The sequence below is a fragment of the Brakhagea baltica genome, assembly GCF_052161605.1.
In the GTDB taxonomy this organism is placed as follows: domain Bacteria; phylum Planctomycetota; class Planctomycetia; order Pirellulales; family Pirellulaceae; genus JBKCUI01.
On the sequence record NZ_CP197409.1, the window covers coordinates 2,405,666 to 2,431,433 of the forward strand.

Sequence of the window (25,768 nt, forward strand, 5' to 3'; positions counted from 1 at the left end):
GAACCATTTGGTACTATTTTGGATCTTCGATCCTTAGGATCCAATCCAGCAAATGGTACTGGATACCGTCAATCTCGATGACAATACGGACATCATACAGCCCTAATTGCGCTTGCTTGGGGATGAAGCTAATCGTGCCAGAGTTTTCGTTTATCGTCATACCAGGAACCTTCCTCACCAGAACGAACTTTGCTTTCCACTCCTGTCGAAGAGTTACTTCAGGCGTGAATCGCAACTCGTCTCCTACTTTTACAACATTTGGTGGTTTGCTATCTGGGCTTAGAGTGGGGGTCCAATTCGCTGGTATCCGAGGTTTCGATTCCTCCAGCAATGGGTTGTTGTCCGACGACTGCTCAGCAACCAATGCTGTATCCATTTGCACAAGTTGTTCGTTGGTTCCGCAGGGAATCATCACCCAGCCTCGCTTTCCTCGTAGCGACTGCCGGACAAGCAAAACCTCTCTTCCTGGAACGTAAGTCAACTCGCCCGTTAATTGGTTAGCGTCGATCCCCCGGCCGATCTCCCTCGCGAGATAGAATTTTTCGAATCGGATAGTCCGGAGAACCCTGTTGCTACGACGTTCGATGTATAGAACATCCCAGGAGTAATCTTCGGCCGTGTTCCCGGGCTTTATTGCTGCTGACAGAAAAAGGTTATGCTCTGGGATGTGGTTAAAAATGATACCAGGGATCGTGGCAATGTAGGACTTAAGATCTCCTGAGAAAAGCAATGTCTCATGCATGTATGAGGATGAATCTGACTTTCCGGCATTTGCATTTCTGTTCTTAGTGGAGACAGGAATTAAAACGTTCTTCTTATCGTCGGTAAGAATGGCTCGACCATGGTCTTGATGTTTTCCCAACCCCAATCGAGCGAGTTCCGGGAGAATGTCCAAACTGGTGAATTTGCCGGAATTGATAGCAACGAGTCGTGGAATAGCATGAGGACTTGATTTTTCATTCTGCTCGATAGCAAGTCCTGCCCCCAAAGGAAAGATGTAGTTCGTGGCCCTTGCAGTTGCAACATGAAGTGGGGAGCTATCCGGCTTAAGAAAATAGAGCCTCTCAATCGACCACTCGTCATGCCCCCAAATAGACATCACGCTACCATCGGGACCGCGACCAAGCAAACGTTTGGGGGCGAAGCTCGACGCATCCGAATCCCAGATCGATCGGATGGAAGAAGTCATTTTCTTCTCCGAATGCAAATCGATAAATGTAACGACTCTACTTTTGTTGGAAGCGACGACCAAAGAATCGGCATCACACCAAATCGAAACAGGATCCGGGGGGACGGCGATAGTTCGCTCAATCGTAAAATCAGTTGTATTCAAAACATAGACGTTAGGATCTGACTCTTGGATTAAAAACACGTGAGTTCCATGCGGATGACTAACCGCCTGGAGTGGTTCAGCGTCGCCTAGCGTTAAAAAGCTCGTTTGCACAAAGATTGTTTCTGAGGGAGGTGACGAGGAGTCTGAAGCTTTCTTTTCGACCTGTTTGAAATTGGGAGAAAACGGAGTAGGGAGCGAAACTTGTGGCGTTTGCTTTCTGGCTTGCTGCTCTGCGTATTGGTGTATTCGTGCCTCAAGTGTCGCGACCAACTTTTGTGAGTAAGGGCCCTGCGAAATTCGGTTTAGTTGCGCCACATCCACTCGTACCCCAGGGGAACTTTCGGAAGCATCGTCTTTCCTTTTGCTGGCCTTTTCCGTTTTTCGCAGCATTCCTGCACTGGAAACAAGATAAGGGCCGTCCTGTCGTTCTCCCCGACTACCTTTAATGATTACATACCCTGACAAAGTACTATCTCGAGATTTTAATGACAGCGTTTGAAAATCGACGTTAGCTTCAAAGCCACCATCAGCTTCTCTTCGCTCGAAAGGTATGAGTATCCGTTCTCGCTCGGATTGGTCGGTGGAGGATTTCCAGGCCTCGAACTGCACGGAAGACACGTTTTTGATGGGATCGGCCAAGGTGAGCTTTATCGTTACGACATTCTGGTTCGATTCCGATGGTACGCATTCGAAGCTTGAAACGAATCCAATAACTTCACGCTCAATCACGGAGCATGGTACAAAGCTTCCTTCCGAAGATCGTGAACGCATCCCCACAAGCTTACCGGTCGTGGAGACGACGAGTAATGGGCGGATCCTGGATGAAGATGGCTGCTCAAAAGAGAATCCTAAAATTTCACCCGATACATGCCGTTGGAGTTTACTCAACGTCGCCGATTTCCATTCGAATTGTGCGTTTTCATTTAACTGAACGCAATAGACAGTATCACCATTCTTGAGTTGCGAACCATCTTCGATCTGCAACAATCCAACCTTCTCGGGTTCGAGTAAATTTACAAAGGCGGAGCTGTAACTTGTTCCTGCGGAAACGATTCGGGCCGCAACGGTTGGTGAATTTCCGAGGGAGCTTCCGAGTTGATTCGCCAGTATCACTTCCATACGTTTTCGTTTACTTCGTTCCAGCTCTTTTGCGATCTCAAGTCCATGAAACACCGCGATATCCTCGAAAATCATTACGCCAATGTCGGCGGATGCAGGATTAGTCCCTCGGAATAGGATCGAATCTTCAACCCGTTTTCGAAGATCATTGGATGGCGAATCCGTCGTGCCTTGCAAGGCATGCACTGTAGGTAGTCCCCCCCAAATACAGGCCGTTGTAAGCAAGACGTGAAGGCACATTCTGCGCAACATAAGCTATTCCTCGATGACTTCGAAAACCCATTGTTTCAACTGAACTTGTTGCCCGTCAACCTTACAGGAGATCTCGGCTCGACACTCTCCAACATTAACAGCGTTAGGTACGAAAACGAGTAAACCAGAATCGGTACTTACTTTCATACCGGGAGGACCTTCGACAAGAACGAATGTTGCTCGACTGGACGATGGAAGATTCTCCATATCAAGTTTCACTTCGAATCTGGTGCCAACTTTAATGCGACTTGGTAGAGTTGTTCGCAACCTTGCAGCAGCATTTGACTCTCCAGTAACAGCCGACTTCAGGAGTGGTCCACAACGAACATACCACCACTGCTTGGAATCTCGAACTTTTGCTTTAAAAAAGAGCATTTCATGCCCCGGCACATATCGGAAATCCAAATGAGAACGAGGCAGCGACCTAATGTCATCCGTTTTCCCAAAGCTGACTATTCGAAGTAATTCCATAGTGACTGCATCGTAAAAATGGATACTAAAGTCTGGCGCAGATTGGCCGGGTCTTATGCGAGGCGTCTCCACCGTTAGCAGCATACCATTGGACTCTTGGATTGCGAGCCCCGTGAGCCTACCATACTGTGAATCCAAACGTTGGCTAAGAACAAAGGTCTCGGTTTGATCACCATCGAATGCTCTATCGGGAATGGATACATATCGAGGCAACAGACAGAGCTCGCTGTCTCGTGCTAAGAATATGGTTCCGTGGTCTGTTTTCGTTGATGGAAAGAGGCGTGCTTCCTTGCGCAAATTTCCGATGACTTCTGAACGCACAAAGACGGGCCCATAGCTAGGACGAAACAACTCGCCCTGAAAAGTCAAAACCGCACCATCGCGAAGAAAACAGCACGAATCCATCGGAGCATATCCATGGTACGATGCATTTAGATTTTCGCCAATCAAATACACGTGTCGCTCTGCATCCTGATAAAACGTATCCGATCTCCTCCATAGCGTGATCAGCGATCCGTCGGGAGCTCGACCGACAATCCTACTGGGAGCTAGATCGTTAGAATTCTTGACCGTCGCCGCAAAGGTTGCTTCCAGACTGTCGACATCAAAAAACGTAACCACTTTAGATTCATCACAAGCCACTGCGAGGCGACTGGAATCGCACCAGAGACTGACGGGATAACGTGGGCAAACAACTTCTGCAACTTGTTGAAAGTCTTCAGTCGAGAGCACCTGGATGGTCGATTCATTTTGAATGATGACAAACAAGAATTTACCATTTGGACTCGGACACATATCCAAAACCTGCTTGTCGCCTAAGCGGAACGGCTCAACCGCACTACTTGCGTATTGATAAGCCGTTCCTTGTTCGGTGGTAAGAAGCTTGGATGGCAATTCTTTTCGCTTTGATTCAACGACTTCCACTTTTGGAAGGATCGCGGGATTCTTAAACCTCTTTTCCAATTCTTGAGTAATGGATGGGGCCAAGGTAACATCAGAGGCTTCTTCAGGCTCTTGACACCTCGCGATATTCGCAACAAGAACGAATGCGATTGTGACCGCTATTGATGAGTGTCTACACATGGGGAGTTAGCTCGTTGGTTCGGCGCGGCGTGGCTAGGTCAATCAAGCTGTGGACATCCGCCACCCTAGACTGTTGTAATGTATCACAGCGTTAAACTGTTCGCGAGAATTTTTTGTGAATTCAGCCCAGGGTGAAAAGAGAGCATTTCAGTCTCGTCTTAGATAAACGAATTGCATCCGAGGTAGACGGGTGCCCAAGAGCCGCTTGGAATCTTAATCTAAAGACATTATAATCAGGGACTGGGTAGCCAAATATGCCGGTCTAAACGGGAGCCAAATGTGTCTTTATCCTTTCCGCCGCTTGGCCTGACAGCGTTGTCGTTCGCCCTATGCCTTTGCTTGGTATGGATAGCGTCTGCTGCGACTTTGGATTGCCATGCTCAGGAAATCAATGTACCTCACATCAAAGAGGTCACGGTATTCATCAAGGCCGACAATCAGTGCGGGTCGGGATTCTTGATCGAGAGATGGGATTCTGGCGGATTGATTGCGACTAATGCTCACGTTGTTATGGGAGACCAATGCCCTAAAGATTTAGAAATCGTTTTCCACAACGGTCAGAGTTCGGAACTTAAGTTGAAAGGAAAATTGATGTCTTGCGATCCTATTGAAGACATTGCCTTGATTCAAGTTCGTTCGGAAAGGTTACCAAAACCACTCGAAATTGCCGCAGTCGAAAAACTTGAGGAGTTGCAAACGGTCTTCTTCGCGGGATTTCCATTGGGCAACCGACTTAGCACGGAGAGGCAATCCAATCCAGAGGTGACCGTAAGCACCGGAAAGATCTCCAGCCTTAGACGCCGAATCATTGCCCGAACCAACACGATCCAAATTGACGCTAGTGCATATCCTGGTAACAGCGGTGGACCGCTTCTTAATTCCGATGGGATGGTGATCGGAATTATCACCGCCAAAATTGAAACGACGAGTATCGTCTTTGCGCAAACGGTAGACAAGCTATTAGACAGAGTTCGCGGTGCAGGCGTATGCGTCGGAGTTGCTCGACTTTCGGGTGATTCATCAAGGACAAATCGTTACGTTTTGAGAGGCCTGTTATCGGATCCTTATGGACGGCTGAAGTCGGCGGAAGTTCGGGTTATCAACTCGCAAGACATCGAAAGATTAGCTCCAACTCTTTCGGAAAAGGATTCCTGGCCGATATTCCCTAGCTTAAGTGTCTTACCAATTGATTGGCAGGGTGTCTTTTTTCGAAGCCAAGAGTCCTTTCTGGCGGATCAATTTGCTAACGTTGTCTCTGGCACGTCTGATTTTTCCAACACGACCGTCCAGATTGTCTGTAATCGAAAAGATGATTCTCAGTTTGTTTCACCTCCAATGAAGATTACAAACTTACTCGACGACGGGACGTTTCGACTGAATCGGTCGAAGGATGTGCCCGACGAAAAAGGACAGGAGATCCCATGGCCGAGCTATAAATCTGCCTTAACCGGACCGAGCGACTGGGAGGACACCATCGTCGAAAGGGAAAGCCCAGAAACCGCGTTCCACGTTGGCCAAACAAAGACAACTAGCATCCTGTCAGCTTCGATCGCGACCTCTCCCCTGATGATTAACGGAATCGAATTTAGAAAAATTCCAGTAGTTGGTCTCGACGTCTTACCCAACTTGCTCTGGTCCGCTGACGGAAGGTATTTGTTTTGGCTAGAACGCAATGGAACCTTGAATCGGATAAACTATCCCGAGGGAGATGACTTGCGATCAGTATCCTTTGGCGACCCTGCTACGTCATTGGCGATCTGCAAACAAGGAGTTGTTGTCTCCGCTCCAAAAAAACGCTCGGTGTTTTTGGTTTCTCCTACCGAACTGCGAGTCGAGAAATCTATCACCGACCTACCCGATCACACGCGGATGTTGGCCTCACCAACTATCAATTTAGTCTGGCTCGAAACACACAATGAGCAATTGAGATGTCTTCGTCTGGACTTCGAAGATGAAAAGTCACGGGACGTCTGGGAACCATTTCATGGGTTGGAAGCAGGAGCCGATACAAAGTTCGTTCGCCAAAAAGAAGTACTATATGGCGATGGCCCCGAAATTGTTTTTTACCGGTTAAAGAACGGCGTCCTTCCACAAGTTCCAAATTTTCGTTTACCGCCCCCAATATCAGGGCAATCGGTCCGAATCGAGTTGAGCCCGACTGCAGACAAGGCAGTGATGATGTATTACGATGATCTGGCTAAATCCAATGTACTCAGAATGTATAGTACTTTGGCTTGGGAATCGCCCGTTTGGGAAACAAGACTGGATGGTGCAGTAGTGCAGTCATTTTCTGTGGCTTGGGACAACATGTGGGTTCTAGTTGCTCTCCAGGACCGAAGACTCCATTCGTTTCAAGAAGCACAAAACCAATGGGCCGAAATCAGATTACCAAACGGCAAACAAGAGGTTCTATGTATTTCCCCCCATCCGAACTCTCAAACGCTGGCCGTTCTTACGTCACGGGGGATTTACTGGGGAGCTCGGCCATGAGTTCCGAGTGGAATGACCATGTGTCCGTGAAAGGCACTACTTTTCTAACCGCCGTTACATCGATCCTGATGCTTCTTGGTTGTTCGGGACAAAACGCCCCTTCATCAAAGGTATCCGATTCCCCTGCCACGAACCAATCTCTAGATCTTGTGGAAGAATTGATCTTCAAAGCGATTGACAGAGCTGAACTGTCCCAACTTGACTCCTTGCTGAGCCCCCCCCACATAGAGAATCAACAGCTCATGGACGATGCACTGATGAGGGCTATTGCTAGTGGCGATATTGCATCGGTCAGTTTGATCATAAAACGAAGCCCGGTCAGAAGTGAGGTGCGCACAAATTCGCAGGTGCTCAAGAGGGCGATCAAGAACAGTAGCATACCGGCTATGGTGTTGCTTCATCGCGCTGGGCATCGATGCGATCCAAACCTCATCGAGGGAATTCTGAATCTGACGGAATTAAGTTTTTATCGACGAATAGGTGGCGTTGGTGCCTTTCGAGCACCAACGCTCGAGGATATTCAATACCTTGGTGAGGTTATCGAGACAGAGCTACCCACCAGTGGTCGATTGGCATTCTGGAAGAAACTTGTAGCCACGGATCGCCCTGGGGACTTCTTCGATTACTGGATAGAATGGATGGCAAAACTGCCGGACGATATAAGAGTTATCGCAGCCGATGACTTGAGTCGTCTTTTATCGTCGCCTCAGTTCCAGCCGAGCGGAGCGGCTTTCCCGTTTTCGAATCTCAAGGACGCAACTAATAAGGCAAAGTTGGCATTGCTCTCTGCTTTGGTGAACAGACCATTACTCCAATCGCGATTTTCAGGGGAGCTTCAAGATGTTGGGCTAGAGGAACTGGATTTGTTTCCGTTTCGATCGGCTGAAATTGAAAGAAAATGGCCGGCGCTATGGGAATTGGCCCGAGGGTCAAAACTGAACACAGAAGAGGCTTGGGTTCAGTCTATAAAGAGTGCCATCGAGAACAAAGTAAACGATACATCGGGCGAAACGGAGAAGTCTCGCAATGTGTACGACCAAATGCAAGAATGGAAGACGACTTGCCAAGCGTACTTTGACACGCCAATTACCAAAGATTCCAATGGCGGAAACGCGCTGACCTTTGCATTAAGTTTTGGTCGTTTAGATTTGGCTCAGTGGCTGGTGGAACACGGGGGCACTACCTTCAAGAGACCGATCCCAGCCGCCGCTGCTACGTTCCTGTACATCGAATTCGACGAACAGTTCAGTGACCAGGAGCTAAATAAGTTCTTGAGTAATCCCGCAAGCAGTAAAGTACGGTGGCTACCGAATATTGATGGAGACGTGGAACCCTACAACCCTTTTTTCCATGCGATCCTGCGCGGCTCGGAACCAAAACTTCGTCGGCTTCTCGAGCTGCGGGCAGCTTCCCATGCATTCGATGAAACCTTCCTAAAAACGATCCAACAGTTTGCGATCGACCAAAATCGCCCAGACATAGCCAGAAACATTTTGCTCAGCCAGAAACTAGATTCTCGTCTATTTACCATCATTTTGAATCATCAACCTGATGTTCTACGTGACTTAATACTGAGAGACCGTGAATCGCAAAAGCTTTATTTCGAATCGTTTGCTACTGCGTTAGTTTCTCTCGCGCGAGCAGGCGACCTGACGCGAATACTAGAGGCATTTGATCTCTACTGGCTCGTATTTGACTTAAGAATATCGAGAGAGCTAGATGCTGACGTGGATTTCGCTACTAGCTTTGTACTATTGAAACACTCCTTTTATGAGAGCAGAATCAACCAACCCACAAATCCAGAGCTTCGCACGCTCGTCATGTTAGAAAAGACGAACGCTATCGAGGCCGCATTCAAGCCGCTTGTTGTCGAGGCGATTAAGAACGCTAGTGTGCTTGAACATTTGATGAACGAAGGGGTCCCCGTTTCGATTGATTGTCTCGATTTGATTGTCAAATCAGAGCGACTTGATTCGCTACGCGTGTTACTCGCGAACAGGGATTGGTGCAGAAAATACTCAGACGCAATCCAAAATTCCTACCGATGGTCGGTCCGAAACGAAAAATTGGATTTGGCCAACACCTTCCAAGCGTTTGGACAGTCCGATTAAAATAGGATCTGGTTGTTCATGGCACTAGAAAAATGACTCCAGAACGCAGGATATTCGAATGAAACCCCACAGGATTCTCTTTGATGATTGTAATTTTTCGTAGCATTAACGCAGTGTATTCTACCTTTAATCTACTTGCGTCTATCCTGTGCGGCATGATTGCTGCTACACTTTTTGATGACGGAGTCGCAAAAGCTCAACAAGAACGTCCTCGTAGCGAATCGTTTAATCAGAAAGATGTAGATTCGATCTTGGTACCCGTAGATCATAAGATTGATTCCTCCTATGCCTCGGAATCGATCACGATTGGTGGTTTCTCTATGCGGCGATTCTTTCCTCCATTCGATTTCGTACTTGCTGAGAAAAATGACCAGCGAATTCCCTTGTCAGGATTCATGAGTTGGTCCGGCGATGGCAATCTTTTTTTCTTTGGACACAACCGGACCATTGCCTGCTTCTCGTATCCGGAAATGACAGTGAACAGAATGATCGAGTTCCAATCGGGAATGAAAGCGATTAGGATAGCCTCAGAGGAGGCAATCTTCTTTTCCTTGAAAGCACGTATTCAGACCGATTTTTCGTTTCAAGCGAACCAATCCAACCAAGGAATATCAGCGGCAGACCTGTATTCGATTGTTTCCACAACCGAACACCCTGGCTACTTCCAACTATCAAGGGCGGCGACAATACAAAAGCTGCAACATTTCACGAATTTGAATGAGCCACCAACAAAGATAGCAGACCTTGATGTTGGTTTATTTTCGTCGTTTTCCATGTCAACTCATGGAGGATTGTTGCATGTTGAGGATAAAGAATCCCACCACTTCTTCCGTCTGAAACCGGGCTTAGAACGCCTTGGAAAATTAGACAAACCCACCAATGACTCCGACCATTCCTGGCGAGAATCGGTCTTTCTCAACGAGTCGGGGAAACTGATCGTCATGCTCAAATGGAACGAAAAGAAAAAGACAAGCGGTACGAAACTTACTGTTGTTTCACCTAATAGCGGACTGAGCGTTATGTCTGAATTGGATCTGAATTGTCCGGCAATCGCTGCTGCATACTCACCATTGCACAAGTCCATTTTTGTATCCGCGAACGATGGGTCATTCTGGAGGATAGTACCGAATAAGGAGCCTAGTCAGATATTACTGGAACCTTTTGAATTGCCCGGCACCCCTTTTCCAATCCTGCATATGGCCGTAAATCCCGTGCATCGATGCGTTGCATGCGTGGGAAAAGATCGAGTCATCTTCATCGAATAACAGGTAGATTCATGGCTAGTACGGACAAGTCGAAAACGTCAACTAAAGCGAACCTCTTCGTTTTGCTGTCGATCATGCTATCCCTTGGGGCTGTCTACCTTATTCGTGAAATCGGGATTCGTCGGCAGGCAGCCTCTCTCCAAAATGAAGAGCTTTCGCGGGCGCAAGATTATGAGAAACAGCAAAAAGTTGACCAAGCAATCCAAAGCGCAACGCTTGCTTGCGACTGGGAAAGAACGCAGTCGATCTTACTTACGCATTCCGAGGACCGAAAAGTTATACGTCGTTTGCTGGAATCGGCTATCAAAAATGACTGCGACGAATTGGTTGGGCCGATCTTAAAAAAGGTACCTTATTCTGATGCAGCAGACGAATCCCCCCTGCTTTCGTATGCTTTCACCAACAATGCAGGACAACAGATAATAAGAACGCTACTCGATGCGGGTTTTTCCCTTCCCTCTAATGAAGCTGCGCGTTGGTTTGCGAAGCGAAAGGATTTTGGAATAGATTTACTGAAGCTGTCGAACGGGATGGTAAACGGGCTTGATGTAGGCCGATACTATTCTGAGTTGCCTACTGAAGATCGTTATGTATGGAACGAGCTCATTACTAGTTTCCAAGAGCCTTATCGTGCCGGGATGGCAATCGAATGTTTTAGGAGAACAATTTCAGAAAAAGATATAAGTCCTTTAGTCCCACTCCTGCCGTATGTGTCAACCTTTGATCTAACCCAATATCTCAAGTCTTCTATCATGACCAAGCGGGCTGATCGTGCTAGGTATTTGATGCGACAACCTAAGGTTTTGGAGAGCCTGACTGCTGAGGAATGCTGGGCTTTGAATGAACTAGTGCCCGGTGCATCCGAGTCTTTTTCTCCTGAAGCGAACCGTGCATTCTTGGAATTGTCCTGGCAAAAGGCCGTTGTTGATTTGGCAAAGAATCGTCGTATTCGTAATTTTTATCAACTCGCAAAACAGCAGCCTGAGCTGATCCAATTACCGGTGCAGAATCAGCAGACTGCGATCGAAGTTTTGTTTCAAGCACAGTGTTTCTATGGGGTAGAACTCCTACGTCGATGGGGAGTTCCATTGACCACCAAAATGAAAATATCCGAGGAGTATTTATTCTTTCAGGCTTGTCTTAATGAGGATGAAGAGCTCCTCGAAGAAGTGTTCGAGGATAGTGGAACGGCAATAGCCGTATTTGCCAGAAGACCACAAGTCTGGCCATGGGACGAAGACCGCTGGCTACAGGACGATGAGCCGTTAATTCCACACTCGGCCGTAGAGCATGTATTGCGTCGATCCAAATTGGAATTTGCGCAAGTCTTCGTTGAAAAGCTCGGTGATCAATCTACCGCCGACTTATCAGGTTTGATCGGCGATAAGGATTTTCGCTCCGATCACGTTCGATTCGTGCTTGCTGCTAAGCTAGTGTCACGCCAAACCGCCCGAAACTCTCTGGACCAAGGGGAAAAATTTATTGCTTCATTGCTTACAAGTGGCATGAGCTTCCGCGAGGCGTGCGAAATCGAAGAAGTTGCGCAAATCGTCGACAGAAACTTGAAGGCACTGATAAAGCGTGCCCTGATATCTGGGGACGAGAGTATGGCCATCGAGGTTCTTCGGCGTCTCAAAATCGATTTTCTGGAAAAGCATCAATCAACTCCATCCGACAAAATGGCCTCGATCGCTTGGAACCAGTTATCGAACAACCCTGACGGTTTGTATCTCGCGGCATGGAGTCATCCTCAATTAATCAATCGTCTTGCAGTCGAGGGCTTCTTACCCACAGGTAACATGATCCAAAAGGCGTGCGATGACGCCCGTCCAGACATACTCCAAATCCTTCTAACAAATCCTAAGGTAGTTCGAGACAATCGCGAGTTATTGGTCCGTTTGACTTCGATCTTCAAGCAAAATGAAGCCATCCACGCACTTCTAGTGAAAACTGTATCTCCTTAGCGGTGTCACTTAATGCTGGATCCCGAGCCTCTTGGCCGATCTGGACTTTTATAATCTTTACGACGATAATGGTTCTCTGATCCAGCGGACGCGCAAGTCGGATGGATCGTACGAAATCTACACTTGGAATCATCGGGGCAAGATGACTTCGGCTACCGCCTACTTCGAAATTCCAACTCTTTGAAGATGATGCGTACGGCGAGTTAGTAAAGAAGATCCCACGCACCGTATCCCAGGAACTCCTAGCCGCCACCAGCGGTTCCGGCGGTCCACCGTCCAGCACCTACAACCCCTACGCTCTCAAAAAGCCGCGATTTGACTCATGTCGGACGAATACCAAGTATCGATGGCTACCAGCAATCCAAGCGGGTATGGAGGTAGAGAGGCAAGCCCCCTCCGTCGCTTACTTTTGGGGCTATTGGATTTTAGGGTTCTGGGACAGCCCATTACCGGCCGTGTCGAGAACCAAAACCATTGCCAATACAGTCGACAAGACAAAAGATGCCCACTAGGTCGTAGGAGCGGCGAAATTGCCCAAGATCGCGAAGCATATCGCCGAACAAGATGGTAGACTTGAGATTCCAAACAGTGGATAATGGTTGAGTGATGAGATGAAAGGATTCAGAGACGGCGAGATCATTCCCGATTCGGTACTTGCGCGATTGTCGAGTCGTCGGCGCATCAACACAAGAATTATCAAAAATGAGTGGGCTCATGAGATCCTTGAGAAGACTGGCGATGTGGCCCAGTTTACGCGATTCAAGGATGGAAGCGCTGCGATCTCACTACGGCCAAACGCTACGCGTTAGAATTGATCAAGTACTACCGCAAGCTATACAGAGACTAACCTAACCAACTGTACTTGGGGTACCAACACTGCCGTCCTTAACAGAGCTACTGTCGGCGTCAATAGGGATGTCGCTATCCATGATTCGCAACTCTCTTCGATCCGTAGGAACCAAATGTCGGCAGCGCCAACGACACGGTTCCTGCCCCCCCGTCCCTTTTTCGTTTCTCGAATACACCTGCGACTACCACAACCGCGTTACCAAGGTCAAGCAACACTCCTCCAGCGGTAATTTTCTCACCTCCACCAAGACCTACCTCGACAACCATCTTTGTGCGACACCGACCCCATCGACAGATCAAAGCTACTCACGCGAGTGCACGAACACTCCAATTGTGAGCAGGTGATCATTTCGCCAACTTCGAGCTCACTGATCGAAGCGAATTCTTGGCTCGTGAACCACCAGTCCTCCAGCGTGAGTTGCCGCCTTATTCACCCTCCCGAAGAATTCGGGAGGGGCGAGTGGAGGAACGATCACGAGGGGAGGGTGCTTTAGGTAGGGCTAACCGGTCGGAACCGTTATGCGATGCTGTGCGGTTGCCCCCTCTCCAATTCGGCGCTCGACTCGAAATTGCGTAGGAGCCGAACACGGTACAAAGGCATAATGATGAAAGGCAGAATGATGACAGGGGCGGTGAGCAGGCGGTCTTCAGGGCGGGGATGATCGTGAACGGACGCCCCCACATTCGCACTCTAGATTCCTGAGATCATTTTGCCTTTCATCATTCTGCCTTTTTGAATCCTGCTGCTGATTGTTTTGACTTGAACTCAATGAGACAAAGGGGCTGTTGTAGTGGATGAGGCAACGAGTCCCTTTGCACTGGAGACCGCCTGTTCTTACACCAATAGGACTCCTGCCGTATTCGTGCCAAGCGGTCGGGCCTCGTTGGATTTTATTGACTCGCTGACCACGACTTACACCGCGCATGGTCAACGTACGATTCTAAACGCCAGCGGAACTGTGCTTACGAGTTCTGAGGTTGGTAATCGGTATATCTACACAGGTCGTGAATGGGATGGGACCGTTGGTCTCCATCACTTCCGTGCCAGATGGATGAGCCCGCTGGCGGGTCGGTTCTTGGGAAGAGATCCAATTTCAGCAATGCAGTCTATCAACAAGTACCGGTACGTACGTGCGAAGCCGTTTTCTATGTTGGATCCATCAGGCATGATTGAGATTGATTGTTCTTGCAGTTGTGGTATTGAGGGACATGGTGGAAGGATTACTGAGAGTCATGAAGAGAGTGGCACAATTGATTGCCAGGTATCAGGCCAGCGTTGTTGCCAGGATTGGTGTGAAGCGCTGGGGCGTGATGAGCTGGGTACCCTCGTGGGCGGTAAGTGTACCCTGACACGTATTGGGACATTTGTAAAGGTAACTTCTGCTGGCCCTGACGGTGAAGGGCCAGAAATCCCTTGCTCAAAGAGTGCATGTGAGCAAGTATGCTCGGACGCTGAATTCATCCAGGCCGGTGCTTGTGCGGGAGGGTGCATCTTCACTACAGTAGGGTAGCCGAAATGTATGGCCGCATGCCTAACCTTAGTTTATTTGGAAAACATTGCTTGTAGAAATATTTGTAGGAGATGCACCGATCCATAATCGAATCTTTATTTACTCAACAATGCTAGTTACGTCGATCGTCGCATGCATTCTTGGGCGACTTGTGGGACTCCTTTCAGGAGATCAGGTGGGAAATGTATCCGGCGCGTTGCTGGTTGCTTTCTTTATTTGGAATCTTCTAAGGACAGAAAAATTCCAAGAAAGACGCACACAGAATAAGAGATAGACCCAGTCAGTAATGCTGCCGCCCAAAGCGGCGGAAGAAGTTTGAAGGGTAAAGTGGGAAGTTTGAAAGAAAGCCAATCTTTTCCTTATAGGATCTCCAACGGTGTTTTGAATTTCCTATCGTTCCGATCGGGGCTCAAGCAAGCCATGAGATACTACTTTCGAGCACATTGCTGCACAGAATTCGGTCAGTTGCTCTCCACTGAGTTCACTCAGTTGAAGCACGACTAACAAGCTAGACACGACGCACTCTCGTCCCCCTTCCGTCTCGCCTGCGGCGAGACGGAAGGGGAAGGGATATAATGGGCGGATGCTGCTAGCCTGTTAGTCATCGCCCCACCGACACAAGGTCGGAATGGAGACTTTCTCGATAGCTCAAAGCTACTCACGCGAGTGCACGAACGCTCCAATTGTGAGCAGGTGATCGTTTCACCAATCTCAAGCTCACTGATCGAGGCGAACTCTTGGCTCGTGAACCAACAGTCCTCCAGCGTGAGTTGCCTTCCTACTCACCCTCCCGAAGAATTTGGGAGGACCAGAGTGGAGTTTACGATCAGGAGGGGAGGGGGTTTTAGGATCGCTGACCAGCCGGAGCCTTTATGCGATGCCGTGCCTTTCACCCTCTCCTCGCTTCGCTCGACTCTACCTCGAAGGGAGAATGAATGCTGTAACTTCCCATGGCCTGACAGAAGAAAATCTCTACGATTCTTCCGGGCGATTCGGTATTAAAACGGAGTTGTCGATCAGACGTGTTGCACCCAGCCTTGCGGCGAGGATGGCGACCGACAGGCTTTGAATGAGGGAAACAGGCTCGAGAGTTTCGGCATCGATCACCTTCGCATAATCGATTTTGTCGACAGGCCCAGCTTGTAGCTGTTCGATCATGGCCGATTCAATTGCGCCTGCATCCCGTTCGCCGCCAGCTACCAGTTCTTGGGCTTTGTTTAACGCTCTCGACAAACTCAAAGCACGCTGTCGCTCCTCGGGGCTCAGATATCGATTACGGCTACTCATGGCGAGTCCGTCTGATTCGCGGATGGTATCGCATGTTTCGATGCGAATAGGCAAATTCAGATCCTCGACCATGGCTCGAATCACCGCGACTTGCTGATAATCCTTTCTACCAAAGTAGGCGATGTGGGCCGGGACCATCATGAAGAGCTTGTGCACAATGGTCGAAACACCTCGAAAATGTCCGGGTCGAATCTCCCCCTCCCAGAGTTTGGCTACTTGGGGTGGCTCGATATAGGTAGAGTGCCCTGCTCGATAGATTTCATCAGCTGCCGGAACGAACACATAGTCGCACCCAACCCGAGAAAGCTTTTCCAAATCCGACTCAAGGGTGCGAGGATACTTGGAGAAATCTTCATTCGGTCCAAATTGTGTCGGATTTACGAAGATCGTAGCGACAGCCACCTCGCAATCTTGTTTGGCCCGGCTAACGAGCGAGAGATGCCCCTCGTGGAGTGCTCCCATCGTGGGGACAAGCCCGACAAGCCTATTCTCATGCCGTTCAAAGTCGATCAGCGAATAGATTTCTAATGGGGAATGGATGACACGCATGTAAATTTGCGCTTTCGTGTGCTATCAAGCTTACTAGGAGGCACGCATTACGCGAAATAAGCCACCGCGTTTTGGAACAGTTTCAATCCCTCTCCGAACTCAGGTTGTGTGTCGCGACGAGTCCATTGCGGGTGATTGGTGGGGAACAAGTGCCTCTCGGGGTGAGGCATCAAACCAAAGATCCTGCCTGTGGAGTCACAGATTCCTGCTATATTACCCTCCGCGCCATTCGGATTGGTTGGGAAGCTCAATATGTCTTCGCTGGTTTCCCCCTCAGGCGAGCAATAGCGAATGGCCAATTGCCCCTGATCGTTCAAGCTCCGGCGGCTTGCTTCATCTCGGAACAAGAATCGCCCCTCAGCGTGAGCCATAGGAAGATAGATTTGGTCGATGTCTCGGAGAAAAACGCATCGATCGCTAGTTGGCTTAAGATGGACCCAACGGTCTTCGAATCTTCCTTGTGCATTCCAAGCCAAAGTTGCTGGCGGAGTCGACTCGGATTCATCAAAGAAAATCCCGAGCCGCATCATAATCTGGAAACCGTTGCAGATTCCGAGCACCAAGCGATCATCGTTTCGAAAAGACTCCAGCATCTCACCGAGGAAAGTTTGAATCTGGGTCGCTAAAATTCGGCCAGCAGCGATATCGTCGCCGTAGCTAAAGCCTCCCGGAAAGCAAAGCATCTGGAAGGTCGACGCCAAGGCCGGATTTTCAATCAGTTGGTTGATGTGCAATCGAACTGGTTCTGCCCCGGCAAGCTCGAACGCGTAGGATGTTTCCACATCGCAATTGGTGCCTGGAGCTCGGAGTACGAGAACGCGGGGTTTAGCCATTCCTGCTGGTTCTTTCGACGAAAAATCGGTGACGATAATAAAGGCATGTTTACACGCTAGATTGCGATTCTAACTTGCCCCCTGTTCCCGCCAAGTGCTTATATCCGGTACCATGAGCGGAGGTGATGATACAAGGTCATCATTTTTCCACGTGACAAGGGATAAATCGCGATGAAAGACCATCAGTTTGATGCTTCTGTATTTCGGGTCCAAGAAGGCAGCTCGGTCGATTTGAGCAAAATCTCAACCAAGGCGGACAGGGATTTTCTCAGCAAAAAACAATCAGTCGAAGCCCTGGCAGCCGACAATGAATTTTTAACCGAAGCCCAGGAACTTCTGTTTGCCGAGGGAAGCCGCTCGGTACTGATCATTCTTCAAGGAATCGATGCGTCTGGCAAAGACGGGACGGTACGGCACGTGATGAGGGGAGTGAATCCGCAGGGGTGCCGAGTGTTTAGCTTTGGTCCCCCAAGCAAAGAGGAGTTACTGCACCATTTTCTATGGCGACCGATGCGATTCTTGCCCGCGCGGGGAATGATTTCCATTTTTAATCGCTCCTACTATGAAGAGACGCTTGTCGTGCGGGTTCATCCGGACCTGCTCGAGCCTCAAAAGCTGCCGCCCGTGAAAAAACTCGACGACCTTTGGAAGACTCGATTTCACGAGATCAACAACTTTGAAAAAACGCTCGTGGACAGCGGAACGACGATTCTCAAATTCTTTCTGCATGTCTCTCGAGAGGAACAGCAAAAGCGGTTACTCGACCGATTGCTCACCCCCGAGAAAGCTTGGAAATTCAATCCACGGGATATCGAGGAGCGAAAGCACTGGCTCGACTACCGGGTCGCATTTGAAGAGGCCATCTCAGCCACGAGTACGAAACACGCACCGTGGTTCGTCATCCCAGCGGATAATAAGTGGTATACGCGAGCTGCGATCGCTGACATCATTTCCAGCGAGCTCGAATCCTTGAACTTGCAATTTCCTGTCGTGTCGGAATCGCAACAAGAAGAGTTCCAAGGCTACATTGAAGAGCTAAAAAAGGACATTTAGGGCATGGGTTTTCTCGAACCCAATGACCAATTGATGCATCTCCGGCGTGCTGTATTGTAGCGGCATCGCATAGCGATTTGTCACGGTCAACATGAATAGTCCGGGCTTAACTACTCCTCTTCGACTTTGCTTTGACGGTAGATTTGGTCCGATTTCGAGATGGTGCAGCAGGCTTAACCTTGCCACCATCTCCGGTATCAACTCTCAAGGTCGATTGTGCTACGAACGCAGCTAAGGCTTCGCCGGTGTAACTTCGGTGCATCGGCTGTTCCATAGGAATCGGAATTGTCACGGCTGTATTCTCGTCCTTTTTCCCCTTCGATTTGGCTTTAGCTTTCTTGGCTGGCTCAGCAACCTTGAGCGAATCCTGGGGGGAAGAGCGATATCGATAGTGGTGTGCGTACTCAATCAGCTTTTTGGTGGGCCCCGCGAACACGACTTGCCCTCCCGCTTCGCCCGCTTCCGGTCCCATGTCGATTACCCAGTCGGCAGTCTTAATAACGTCTAAATTATGCTCAATCACCACGACAGAATTTCCTCGATCAACCAACGATTGAAATACATTCAACAACTTCTGAATGTCGTCAAAGTGGAGCCCGGTGGTGGGCTCATCGAATAGATAGATCGTGTTGCCCGTAGCGGGGCGACACAACTCAGCAGCAAGCTTGACTCGTTGAGCTTCTCCACCACTCAACGTCGGTGCACTCTGCCCCAATGCCAAATAATCGAGCCCCACATCGCAAAGAACACCTAGCATCTTCTCGACACGCGGCACCTCACACAACAACTCCCTGACCTCGCTGATCGACATAGTGAGGATGTCGCTGATGCTCTTACCGCGATACTTGACAGCCAAGACCTCTTCGGTGAACCGCTTGCCTTGACACGCATCGCACTCAATCCAAACATCTGGCAGAAAATGCATAGGTATGCAAATTTGCCCCATTCCCTCGCATTTCTCGCAACGACCGTTCGGGACATTAAAACTAAAATGACTAGGTCGCATCCCACGCGATTTGGCTTCCGGCAAGCGTGAGAACCAATCTCTTATGTGGTCAAACACCCCGATGTAAGTCGCAGGGTTACTCGACGGCGACATACCTAGCGGCGATTGATCGACCCGCAAGACTTTGTTGACCAGATTCCTGCCCTCCACCGCGCGGTGCAATCCCGGCATACCTTCGCTCTTGAAGAAATGATTGCAGAGGGACCGGTAAAGGATGTTGTTGATGAGGGTACTTTTTCCACTTCCACTCGGGCCCGTAACAACGCAAAAACAGCCCAGCGGTATCGAAACATCAATGTTCTTCAGTGAATTCTCGTGGGCTCCCAGGATTCGTATCCACCCTTTAGCCGGCTTTGCGCAGTCTGTCCAATCGCTGCGCATGGCCTCAGTGGCCAGCTCATCATCGAACTGGATTCTTGGGTGCACTGCGGTGTTGATCAAGCGTCGTCCACTCAGGAACGGACCGGTCACAGAATTCGGATCCTGCTCAATCTCGGCTGGCGTACCCTTGGCAACGATTCGACCTCCGAGGATTCCCGAACCAGGCCCGAAATCGCACAGCAAATCGCTACTCTCGATGACGTCTCGATCGTGTTCGACGACCAGCAGAGTATTGCCGAGATCTCGCAACGATTTGATGGCACGAATAAGCCGTTGGTTGTCGCGTGGATGAAGCCCAATGGTTGGTTCGTCCAATACGTAGAGCACGCCGCTCAAGCCGCTACCGAGTTGACTCGCCAAGCGAATTCGCTGCGACTCTCCGCCACTGAGCGTGTTCGCAGGTCGATCGAGGGTTAAGTATTCAAGCCCGACATCCACTAAGAACTTTAGTCGCTGAGAAATCTCTCGATGGAGCTCGCCTGCGATCTTCTTCTCCCGGGCTGTCAATTTCCACCCCTCGACCATTTCCCAAAGTTCTCCGATGGGGCGGTGGACAATATCGATGATGGTATGGTCTCGAAAGCGAGTGAAGGCTGCTTCCGGTCGCACACGAGAACCACTGCATGCAGGGCAGGGCCCCTCGCGCATCCACAAGACGGATCTGTTTTGCCTCATCCCAGCCAAACTGGATTGATCTCGATCCAAGGCTTCGAAGCATCCCTTATACTCGAACGAGAAGTAAACAGACCGTTCGTTCTCTAATCCTCGCAACTCTGATTCTTCCGCTCCCTCTGCTTCGAGATCCATACGCAGGACGCGGATCATCCGATTTGGCAAACCACAAAGCAATAGGGAACGTTTACTGAAGGGGAGTTCACCAACCGGAATATCCCAGTCAATACCTGTTTCGCGACACAACGCCCGCAGCATGGCTCGAGACAAAGGTATGTTCAAGTTGGGCCACAATAGGATACCGCCGCCCCGCAGCGGCTTGTCCATGTCGAGGACAAGGCTCGGATCGGTTCCTTGTTGCGTGCCTAACCCCTTGCAAGTTTCGCACCAGCCTATCGACGTATTGAACGAATAGCTGTGCGGTGAGAGGGGCTGAAACGAGATCCCGCATTTGTTACATGCTAGGAAGAGGGAGTGTGTCTCGATATCCCAAAACATTTCCGGTAGAGTCTCGTCAGCATGCGCAACTTGTAGCACTCCATTGCCAATCGTCAATGCTGTCGCCACGCTGTCGGTGAGTCTCTTGCGATCCATTTTCTCCCACTGAAGACGATCGACTACTATTTGAATGTCGTTGCGCGACTTGGCTTGAATCGTCGGCGCGGAATCGATCTCATGGGTCTTGCCATTGATTCGGACTCGTACAAATCCCTGCTGCTGAAACTGCTGAAGAAAATGTTCTTGACTCGTGGTTCCGTTCCAAGCCACCGGGGCTAACAGAACGGCTCGTCCCGACTTGGTTTTGGCTTGCTCCAAGATACGGTCGATGATTTCATCGCTGGTCTGCGTTCCTACAGGTTGATCACACTGGGTGCAATGCATCTGTCCCATTCGGGCGAACAGGACTCGCAAGTAGTCATAGATTTCCGTGACCGTCCCCACCGTACTGCGAGGCGTGTGAGAAAGATTACGTTGCTCGATGGCAATCGCTGGACTTAGACCATCAACTCTTTCCACTGCCGCTTTAGGCATCTGACCAACGAATTGCCGAACGTAAGGGCTGAGGCTTTCAACAAATCTACGTTGCCCCTCCGCATAGATGGTATCCATTGCCAAGGAAGACTTACCACTCCCGCTATGACCGCAAAAAACCGTCATTTGGTTTCGAGGCAGCACCAGGTCCACGTCGCAAAGATTATGCTGTTTTGCTCCTACGACATGTATATCTTGCATCAGCTCTGCAGGGTCGATCGTAGCGAGCGTGCCTGCAATCGGTGGCTGAGTCCCGTTTTTTGTCTTGGCCTTAGACGTTTTCTTTTTGGCTTTACCGTTCTTGGAGGTCACCGCATATTGATGTTTCTCAAAGTACTTCGCCAAGGCGATACCCGTATAGGACTTTGGATTGGCAGCCACCTCTTCTGGGGTCCCCGTGCAAACGATCCGGCCCCCTTGCTCTCCACCCTCGGGGCCTAGATCGATAACCCAGTCCGCCGCTTGAATGAGATCCAAATTGTGCTCGACAACAATGACGGTGTTACCTAAATCCACGAGGCTCTGCAAAACTCCGAGCAGCAAATCTATGTCGTGAAAATGCAGCCCCGTTGTTGGTTCATCCAATACGAATACCGTCTTACCAGTCGAACGTCGACTCAACTCTTTCGACAGCTTAATTCGTTGCGCTTCACCGCCGGACAAGGTCGGTGAGGGTTGCCCGAGCTTCAAATAATCGAGACCGACATTGCTGAGAGTCCGAAGCTTCTCCACAATTTTTGGAAAGGCTTCGAAGTGAACCAGGGCTTGTTGAATATCAAGATCTAAACAATCCGCAATCGATTTGCCTTTAAATTCAACTTGTAACACTGGCCGTGAGTAGCGTTTTCCCTCGCAAGCGGCACAGGGAACCCACAAATCGGCTAGCACCTCCATGTCGATGCGACTTGCTCCGTGCCCTTCGCATGCGGAACATCTTCCGGCATCGGTATTGAAACTGAACGTGCTGGAGGTAAAGCCTCGTCGCTTGGCTTCCGGGAGCTCTGCGAAAAGATCCCTTATGACGTCGAAAACTTTTACATAGGTGGCTGGATTGCTCCGGGGCGTTCGACCAATAGGACTCTGATCGATATCGATAATCTTGTCGATAAACTCAAGCCCCTCGATAGAATCATGTTTGCCTGGCTCTTGTTCCGAATTGTGAAGCACCTTGCGCAATGCAGGAGACAAAATATCGGAGACCAAGGAGCTCTTACCGCTCCCACTTACCCCTGTCACGGCGATAAAGCACCCCAGCGGAAATTCAACCTCGACCCCTTTTAGGTTGTTGTGAGCTGCATTTTTGACCACAATTCTTTTGCCATCCGCAGATCGTCGCACCTCGGGGGAGCGAATGGTTCGACGGCCGCTTAGAAACCCACCCGTGACGCTCTCAGGGTGATTGGCAATGTCCTCGATGGAGCCCGCTGCTATGAGCTGACCACCTTTGACACCCGGACCAGGACCAAAATCGACAATGCTATCGGCGATGCGAATCGTATCTTCGTCATGCTCGACCACGATCAACGTGTTGCCAAGATTGCGAAGTCTGGTCAACGATGCCAGCAACCGATCATTGTCCCTGGGGTGGAGACCAATGCTCGGTTCATCCAGCACGTACATGACACCAACCAAACCTGATCCAATCTGACTGGCCAAGCGAATGCGTTGCGATTCGCCCCCCGACAAGGTCGGTGCGGTTCGGTTGAGCGACAGGTATCCGAGCCCGACATCCTCCAAAAATTGTAGCCGTGCTCTCACTTCCTTGATCGCTTCGTGCCCAATCTTTTCGTTGAGTTCGCTCAATTCCAAATAGGCCATGAAGTCTCGACATTCCGAAACCGTCAGGCCTGAGAAACGATCGATCGACAGCCAGGGTTCTTTAGCAAATCGCTGCGCCGAAGTTCGCAATCGAATCGATCTTGCTTGTCCGTTGAGACGGGCTCCTTGGCAACTCGCGCAAGTCGTAATCTGCATGTACTTTTCGTACTGCCGGCGTGCTATCGGATTCTTGGCCGATCGGTACGCATCCAACAACTCAGGAATGATTCCGCTGTAATCTTCGCCATGGCTAGCTCGCCCTTTGGCTTTCACAGCCATTCCGTGGTAGCCGTAAAGCATCCAGCGTCGCTCTTTTTCTTCGAGATCCTCCCAAGGTGTAGAGATTAAACGGCCGATGGGAATCCTCTCGCGAGTCTCTATCACACCTGCGAAGAGACCGATCGATCGACGGTACCAGCGAGTCATCTCCGTTTGTTTGCCGATCAACTCGATTGCGCCGTTACGGATCGATTTCTTTGGATTCGTTACCAACAGACCTGGGTCAAACGAGAACGATTCCCCCAGCCCCTCGCATGTCTTGCAAGCCCCCTGAGGGGAGTTAAAGCTAAGCATTTGCGGCGAAGGAGGTTGGAACGAACAACCACACTTGCCGCAAGCGTAATGGGAAGAAAGGACAATGTCGGCTGTCGAATTTTGCTCCGACTCTGCGGCAGGGCTGATATCATCCTCTGACGCTACGTCCGATTCGTTATCTGATTCGTTGTCCGATTCTTGGGCTGTTGCCTTGCTCGATTTCTTTTTGGTTGCTTTTTTCTTTTTCGCAGTTGTGGAAGTGACAGACTTTTTCCCAGCGACTTTTGAAGAAGTCTGTTTTGGCTTCGATTCGGCTGTATTGAGCAGTTCCGATGGGGCTAAAAGGATTGTTCCTTCACCGAACCGGAGTGCCGTGTCGACCACTTCCATGATTTGCTCTCGGCTCGCCAGATTGGGTTCCAAGCGATCGATAACCAACTCGATGTTGTGCTTGGAATAGCGGTCTAGAGTGGGGACAGCATCGAGCGGGAAAAGCTCTCCGTCGACTCGGGCTTTGTTGAACCCTTGTTTTCGCCAGTCTTCGAAGAGGTCTCGATACTCACCCTTTTGCCCACGAATGACGGGTGCCAAAAATGAGTACGCTCGCCCTGGTGGTAACTGCAAGATCCGCTCAACGATTTGGTCGCGTGTTTGCGGAGAGATCTCTACATTGCAGATGGGACAGAAACCCGTTCCGACGCGGGAAAAGAGAACACGCAAAAAGTCGTGGATCTCCGTAATCGTCCCAACGGTTGACCGAGGATTGTTGCCGGTCGATTTCTGACTGATCGAGATCGCAGGACTTAGGCCGGAAAGATAATCGACATCCGGCTTCGGCAGCTGTCCGACAAACTGCCTCGCGTAGGTCGACAAGCTCTCTAGATAGCGACGTTGTCCCTCCGCATAGAGCGTATCGAAAGCCAACGAACTTTTACCGCTGCCGGATACACCGGTAAAACAGATGAGTTGGTTTCGCTCAAGCGTTAGATTGACGTTTTGAAGGTTGTGCTCCCGAGCGCCACGCACGACAATCGGGAGTTCTTTGGTACCCTTCATATTCGGAATTTAGTGTACCCCAGCAGCTCCGAGGTAACGTTCCGCATCGAGAGCCGCCATACAGCCAGTGCCAGCTGACGTGATCGCTTGTCGATAGTAGTCGTCAGCAACATCTCCAGCCGCGAAGACACCAGGTACGCTTGTTATGGTACGGTAGGGTTGAGTCCATTTGACATAACCGCTCGAATGCGTTTCGACTTGCCCCCCCAAGAACTTGGTATTGGGGGTATGTCCGATCGCCAAAAACACTCCGGAAGTATCTATGACCGAGGTTTCGCCAGAATCGACATTTTTGACGCGAACGCCAGTCACCCCAACTCGAATGTCGTCAGCATCACCGAGAACTTCTTCGACCACGGAGAACTTGACCAACTCGATTTTCGAGTTCGATAACGCGCGATCCTGCATGATCTTCGAAGCACGCATCTCGCCTCGTCGGAGGACCATATAGACCTTCGATGCATACTTCGTCAGGTAGCTCGCTTCCTCGACAGCAGAGTCACCACCACCGACCACGACTAGAGGCTTGTTGCGAAACCGAGGCAGTGCACCATCGCAAACCGCGCAAGCACTCACTCCTTTGTTGCGGAAGACTTCTTCGCTAGGTAGCCCCAGATAATTGGCGCTGGCACCCGTCGCCAAAATGACGGTGTGGGTTTGGAAGTCGCCGTTTTCGGATGTTGTCAGCTCGAGTGGCTGGCCACTGAAATCGACGCTTACCACATCGTCGCTGATAACGCGGGTTCCGAAATTTATGGCTTGTTGTCGCATGAGCTCCATCAACTCAGGCCCCGTGACCGCGTGGGGATGCTCTTCGATCGGGGGTAGCATATACTGGCGGTCTTGGGAAATCGCCGACTCGAGGAATTCCTTTAGCTTGCCTGATGGGAAGCCAGCATAATTCTCGACCTCAGTGGTTTGGGCCAACTGCCCCATGGGATACCGTCCCATCACGCGGTTTTCCTCCGTCGCCGCACCTTCGAAAAGCAGAGGTTCCAGGTTGGCGCGAGCGGCGTAGATGGCAGCGGACCAGCCTGCGGGACCACTTCCGATGATGATGCACTTTTCGACTTTACTCATTTAAAACTCTGGAAAAACT

The 25,768-nt window shown here is 50.0% G+C and carries 13 protein-coding genes; 7 read left to right on the forward strand and 6 right to left on the reverse strand.

Features of this window, described 5'->3' with window-relative positions; genetic code table 11:
• Positions 1 to 13 precede the first annotated feature (13 nt).
• Together SH449x_RS08850 and SH449x_RS08855 are read right to left on the reverse strand one after the other, a co-directional pair.
• Entirely contained in the window at positions 14 to 2,704 is a 2,691-nt protein-coding gene (locus SH449x_RS08850; protein WP_482380976.1) for a YncE family protein, read from the reverse strand.
• Between the two features lie 3 nt (positions 2,705 to 2,707).
• Positions 2,708 to 4,258 (reverse strand): hypothetical protein, encoded by a 1,551-nt coding sequence (locus SH449x_RS08855; RefSeq protein WP_482380977.1) that lies wholly within the window; start codon positions 4,256 to 4,258, stop codon positions 2,708 to 2,710.
• 279 nt (positions 4,259 to 4,537) lie between these two features.
• On the opposite strand from SH449x_RS08855, the gene SH449x_RS08860 reads away from it, so the two are divergent.
• From SH449x_RS08860 to SH449x_RS08885, 6 genes are all read left to right on the forward strand, one after another.
• The gene (locus tag SH449x_RS08860) at positions 4,538 to 6,748 is read left to right on the forward strand and encodes a S1C family serine protease (protein ID WP_482380978.1); all 2,211 of its coding nucleotides are present in this window, start codon (positions 4,538 to 4,540) and stop codon (positions 6,746 to 6,748) included.
• Entirely contained in the window at positions 6,745 to 8,859 is a 2,115-nt protein-coding gene (locus SH449x_RS08865) for a hypothetical protein (protein WP_482380979.1), read from the forward strand. The genes SH449x_RS08860 and SH449x_RS08865 overlap by 4 nt, the downstream gene beginning before the upstream one ends.
• An 83-nt stretch (positions 8,860 to 8,942) precedes the next feature.
• Complete coding sequence (locus SH449x_RS08870) at positions 8,943 to 10,124, forward strand: hypothetical protein (RefSeq protein ID WP_482380980.1); 1,182 nt, start codon at positions 8,943 to 8,945, stop codon at positions 10,122 to 10,124.
• A gap of 11 nt (positions 10,125 to 10,135) precedes the next feature.
• Positions 10,136 to 12,088 (forward strand): hypothetical protein, encoded by a 1,953-nt coding sequence (locus SH449x_RS08875; protein WP_482380981.1) that lies wholly within the window; start codon positions 10,136 to 10,138, stop codon positions 12,086 to 12,088.
• Between the two features lie 611 nt (positions 12,089 to 12,699).
• The gene (locus SH449x_RS08880) at positions 12,700 to 12,897 is read left to right on the forward strand and encodes a hypothetical protein (protein WP_482380982.1); all 198 of its coding nucleotides are present in this window, start codon (positions 12,700 to 12,702) and stop codon (positions 12,895 to 12,897) included.
• 831 nt (positions 12,898 to 13,728) lie between these two features.
• Positions 13,729 to 14,448, forward strand: coding sequence for an RHS repeat domain-containing protein (locus tag SH449x_RS08885; protein ID WP_482380983.1), 720 nt, complete (start codon positions 13,729 to 13,731; stop codon positions 14,446 to 14,448).
• A gap of 972 nt (positions 14,449 to 15,420) precedes the next feature.
• Here SH449x_RS08885 and panC read toward each other — a convergent pair.
• Both panC and purQ read right to left on the reverse strand, forming a co-directional pair.
• The gene (gene panC, locus SH449x_RS08890; protein WP_482380984.1) at positions 15,421 to 16,284 is read right to left on the reverse strand and encodes a pantoate--beta-alanine ligase; all 864 of its coding nucleotides are present in this window, start codon (positions 16,282 to 16,284) and stop codon (positions 15,421 to 15,423) included.
• Between the two features lie 47 nt (positions 16,285 to 16,331).
• Entirely contained in the window at positions 16,332 to 17,117 is a 786-nt protein-coding gene (gene purQ / locus SH449x_RS08895) for a phosphoribosylformylglycinamidine synthase I (protein WP_482380985.1), read from the reverse strand.
• Between the two features lie 171 nt (positions 17,118 to 17,288).
• Here purQ and SH449x_RS08900 point away from each other — a divergent pair, with 171 nt between their 5' ends.
• Positions 17,289 to 18,170 carry a polyphosphate kinase 2 family protein gene (locus SH449x_RS08900; RefSeq protein ID WP_482380986.1) on the forward strand — a complete coding sequence of 294 codons (882 nt, stop codon included), beginning with the start codon at positions 17,289 to 17,291 and terminating at the stop codon, positions 18,168 to 18,170.
• Positions 18,171 to 18,276: 106 nt separating this feature from the next.
• Here SH449x_RS08900 and uvrA read toward each other — a convergent pair whose 3' ends face one another.
• A complete protein-coding gene (gene uvrA / locus SH449x_RS08905; RefSeq protein ID WP_482380987.1) occupies positions 18,277 to 24,669 on the reverse strand; it encodes an excinuclease ABC subunit UvrA in 6,393 nt (2,130 codons plus the stop codon).
• Between the two features lie 9 nt (positions 24,670 to 24,678).
• Entirely contained in the window at positions 24,679 to 25,749 is a 1,071-nt protein-coding gene (locus tag SH449x_RS08910; RefSeq protein WP_482380988.1) for an NAD(P)/FAD-dependent oxidoreductase, read from the reverse strand.
• Positions 25,750 to 25,768: the final 19 nt, after the last annotated feature.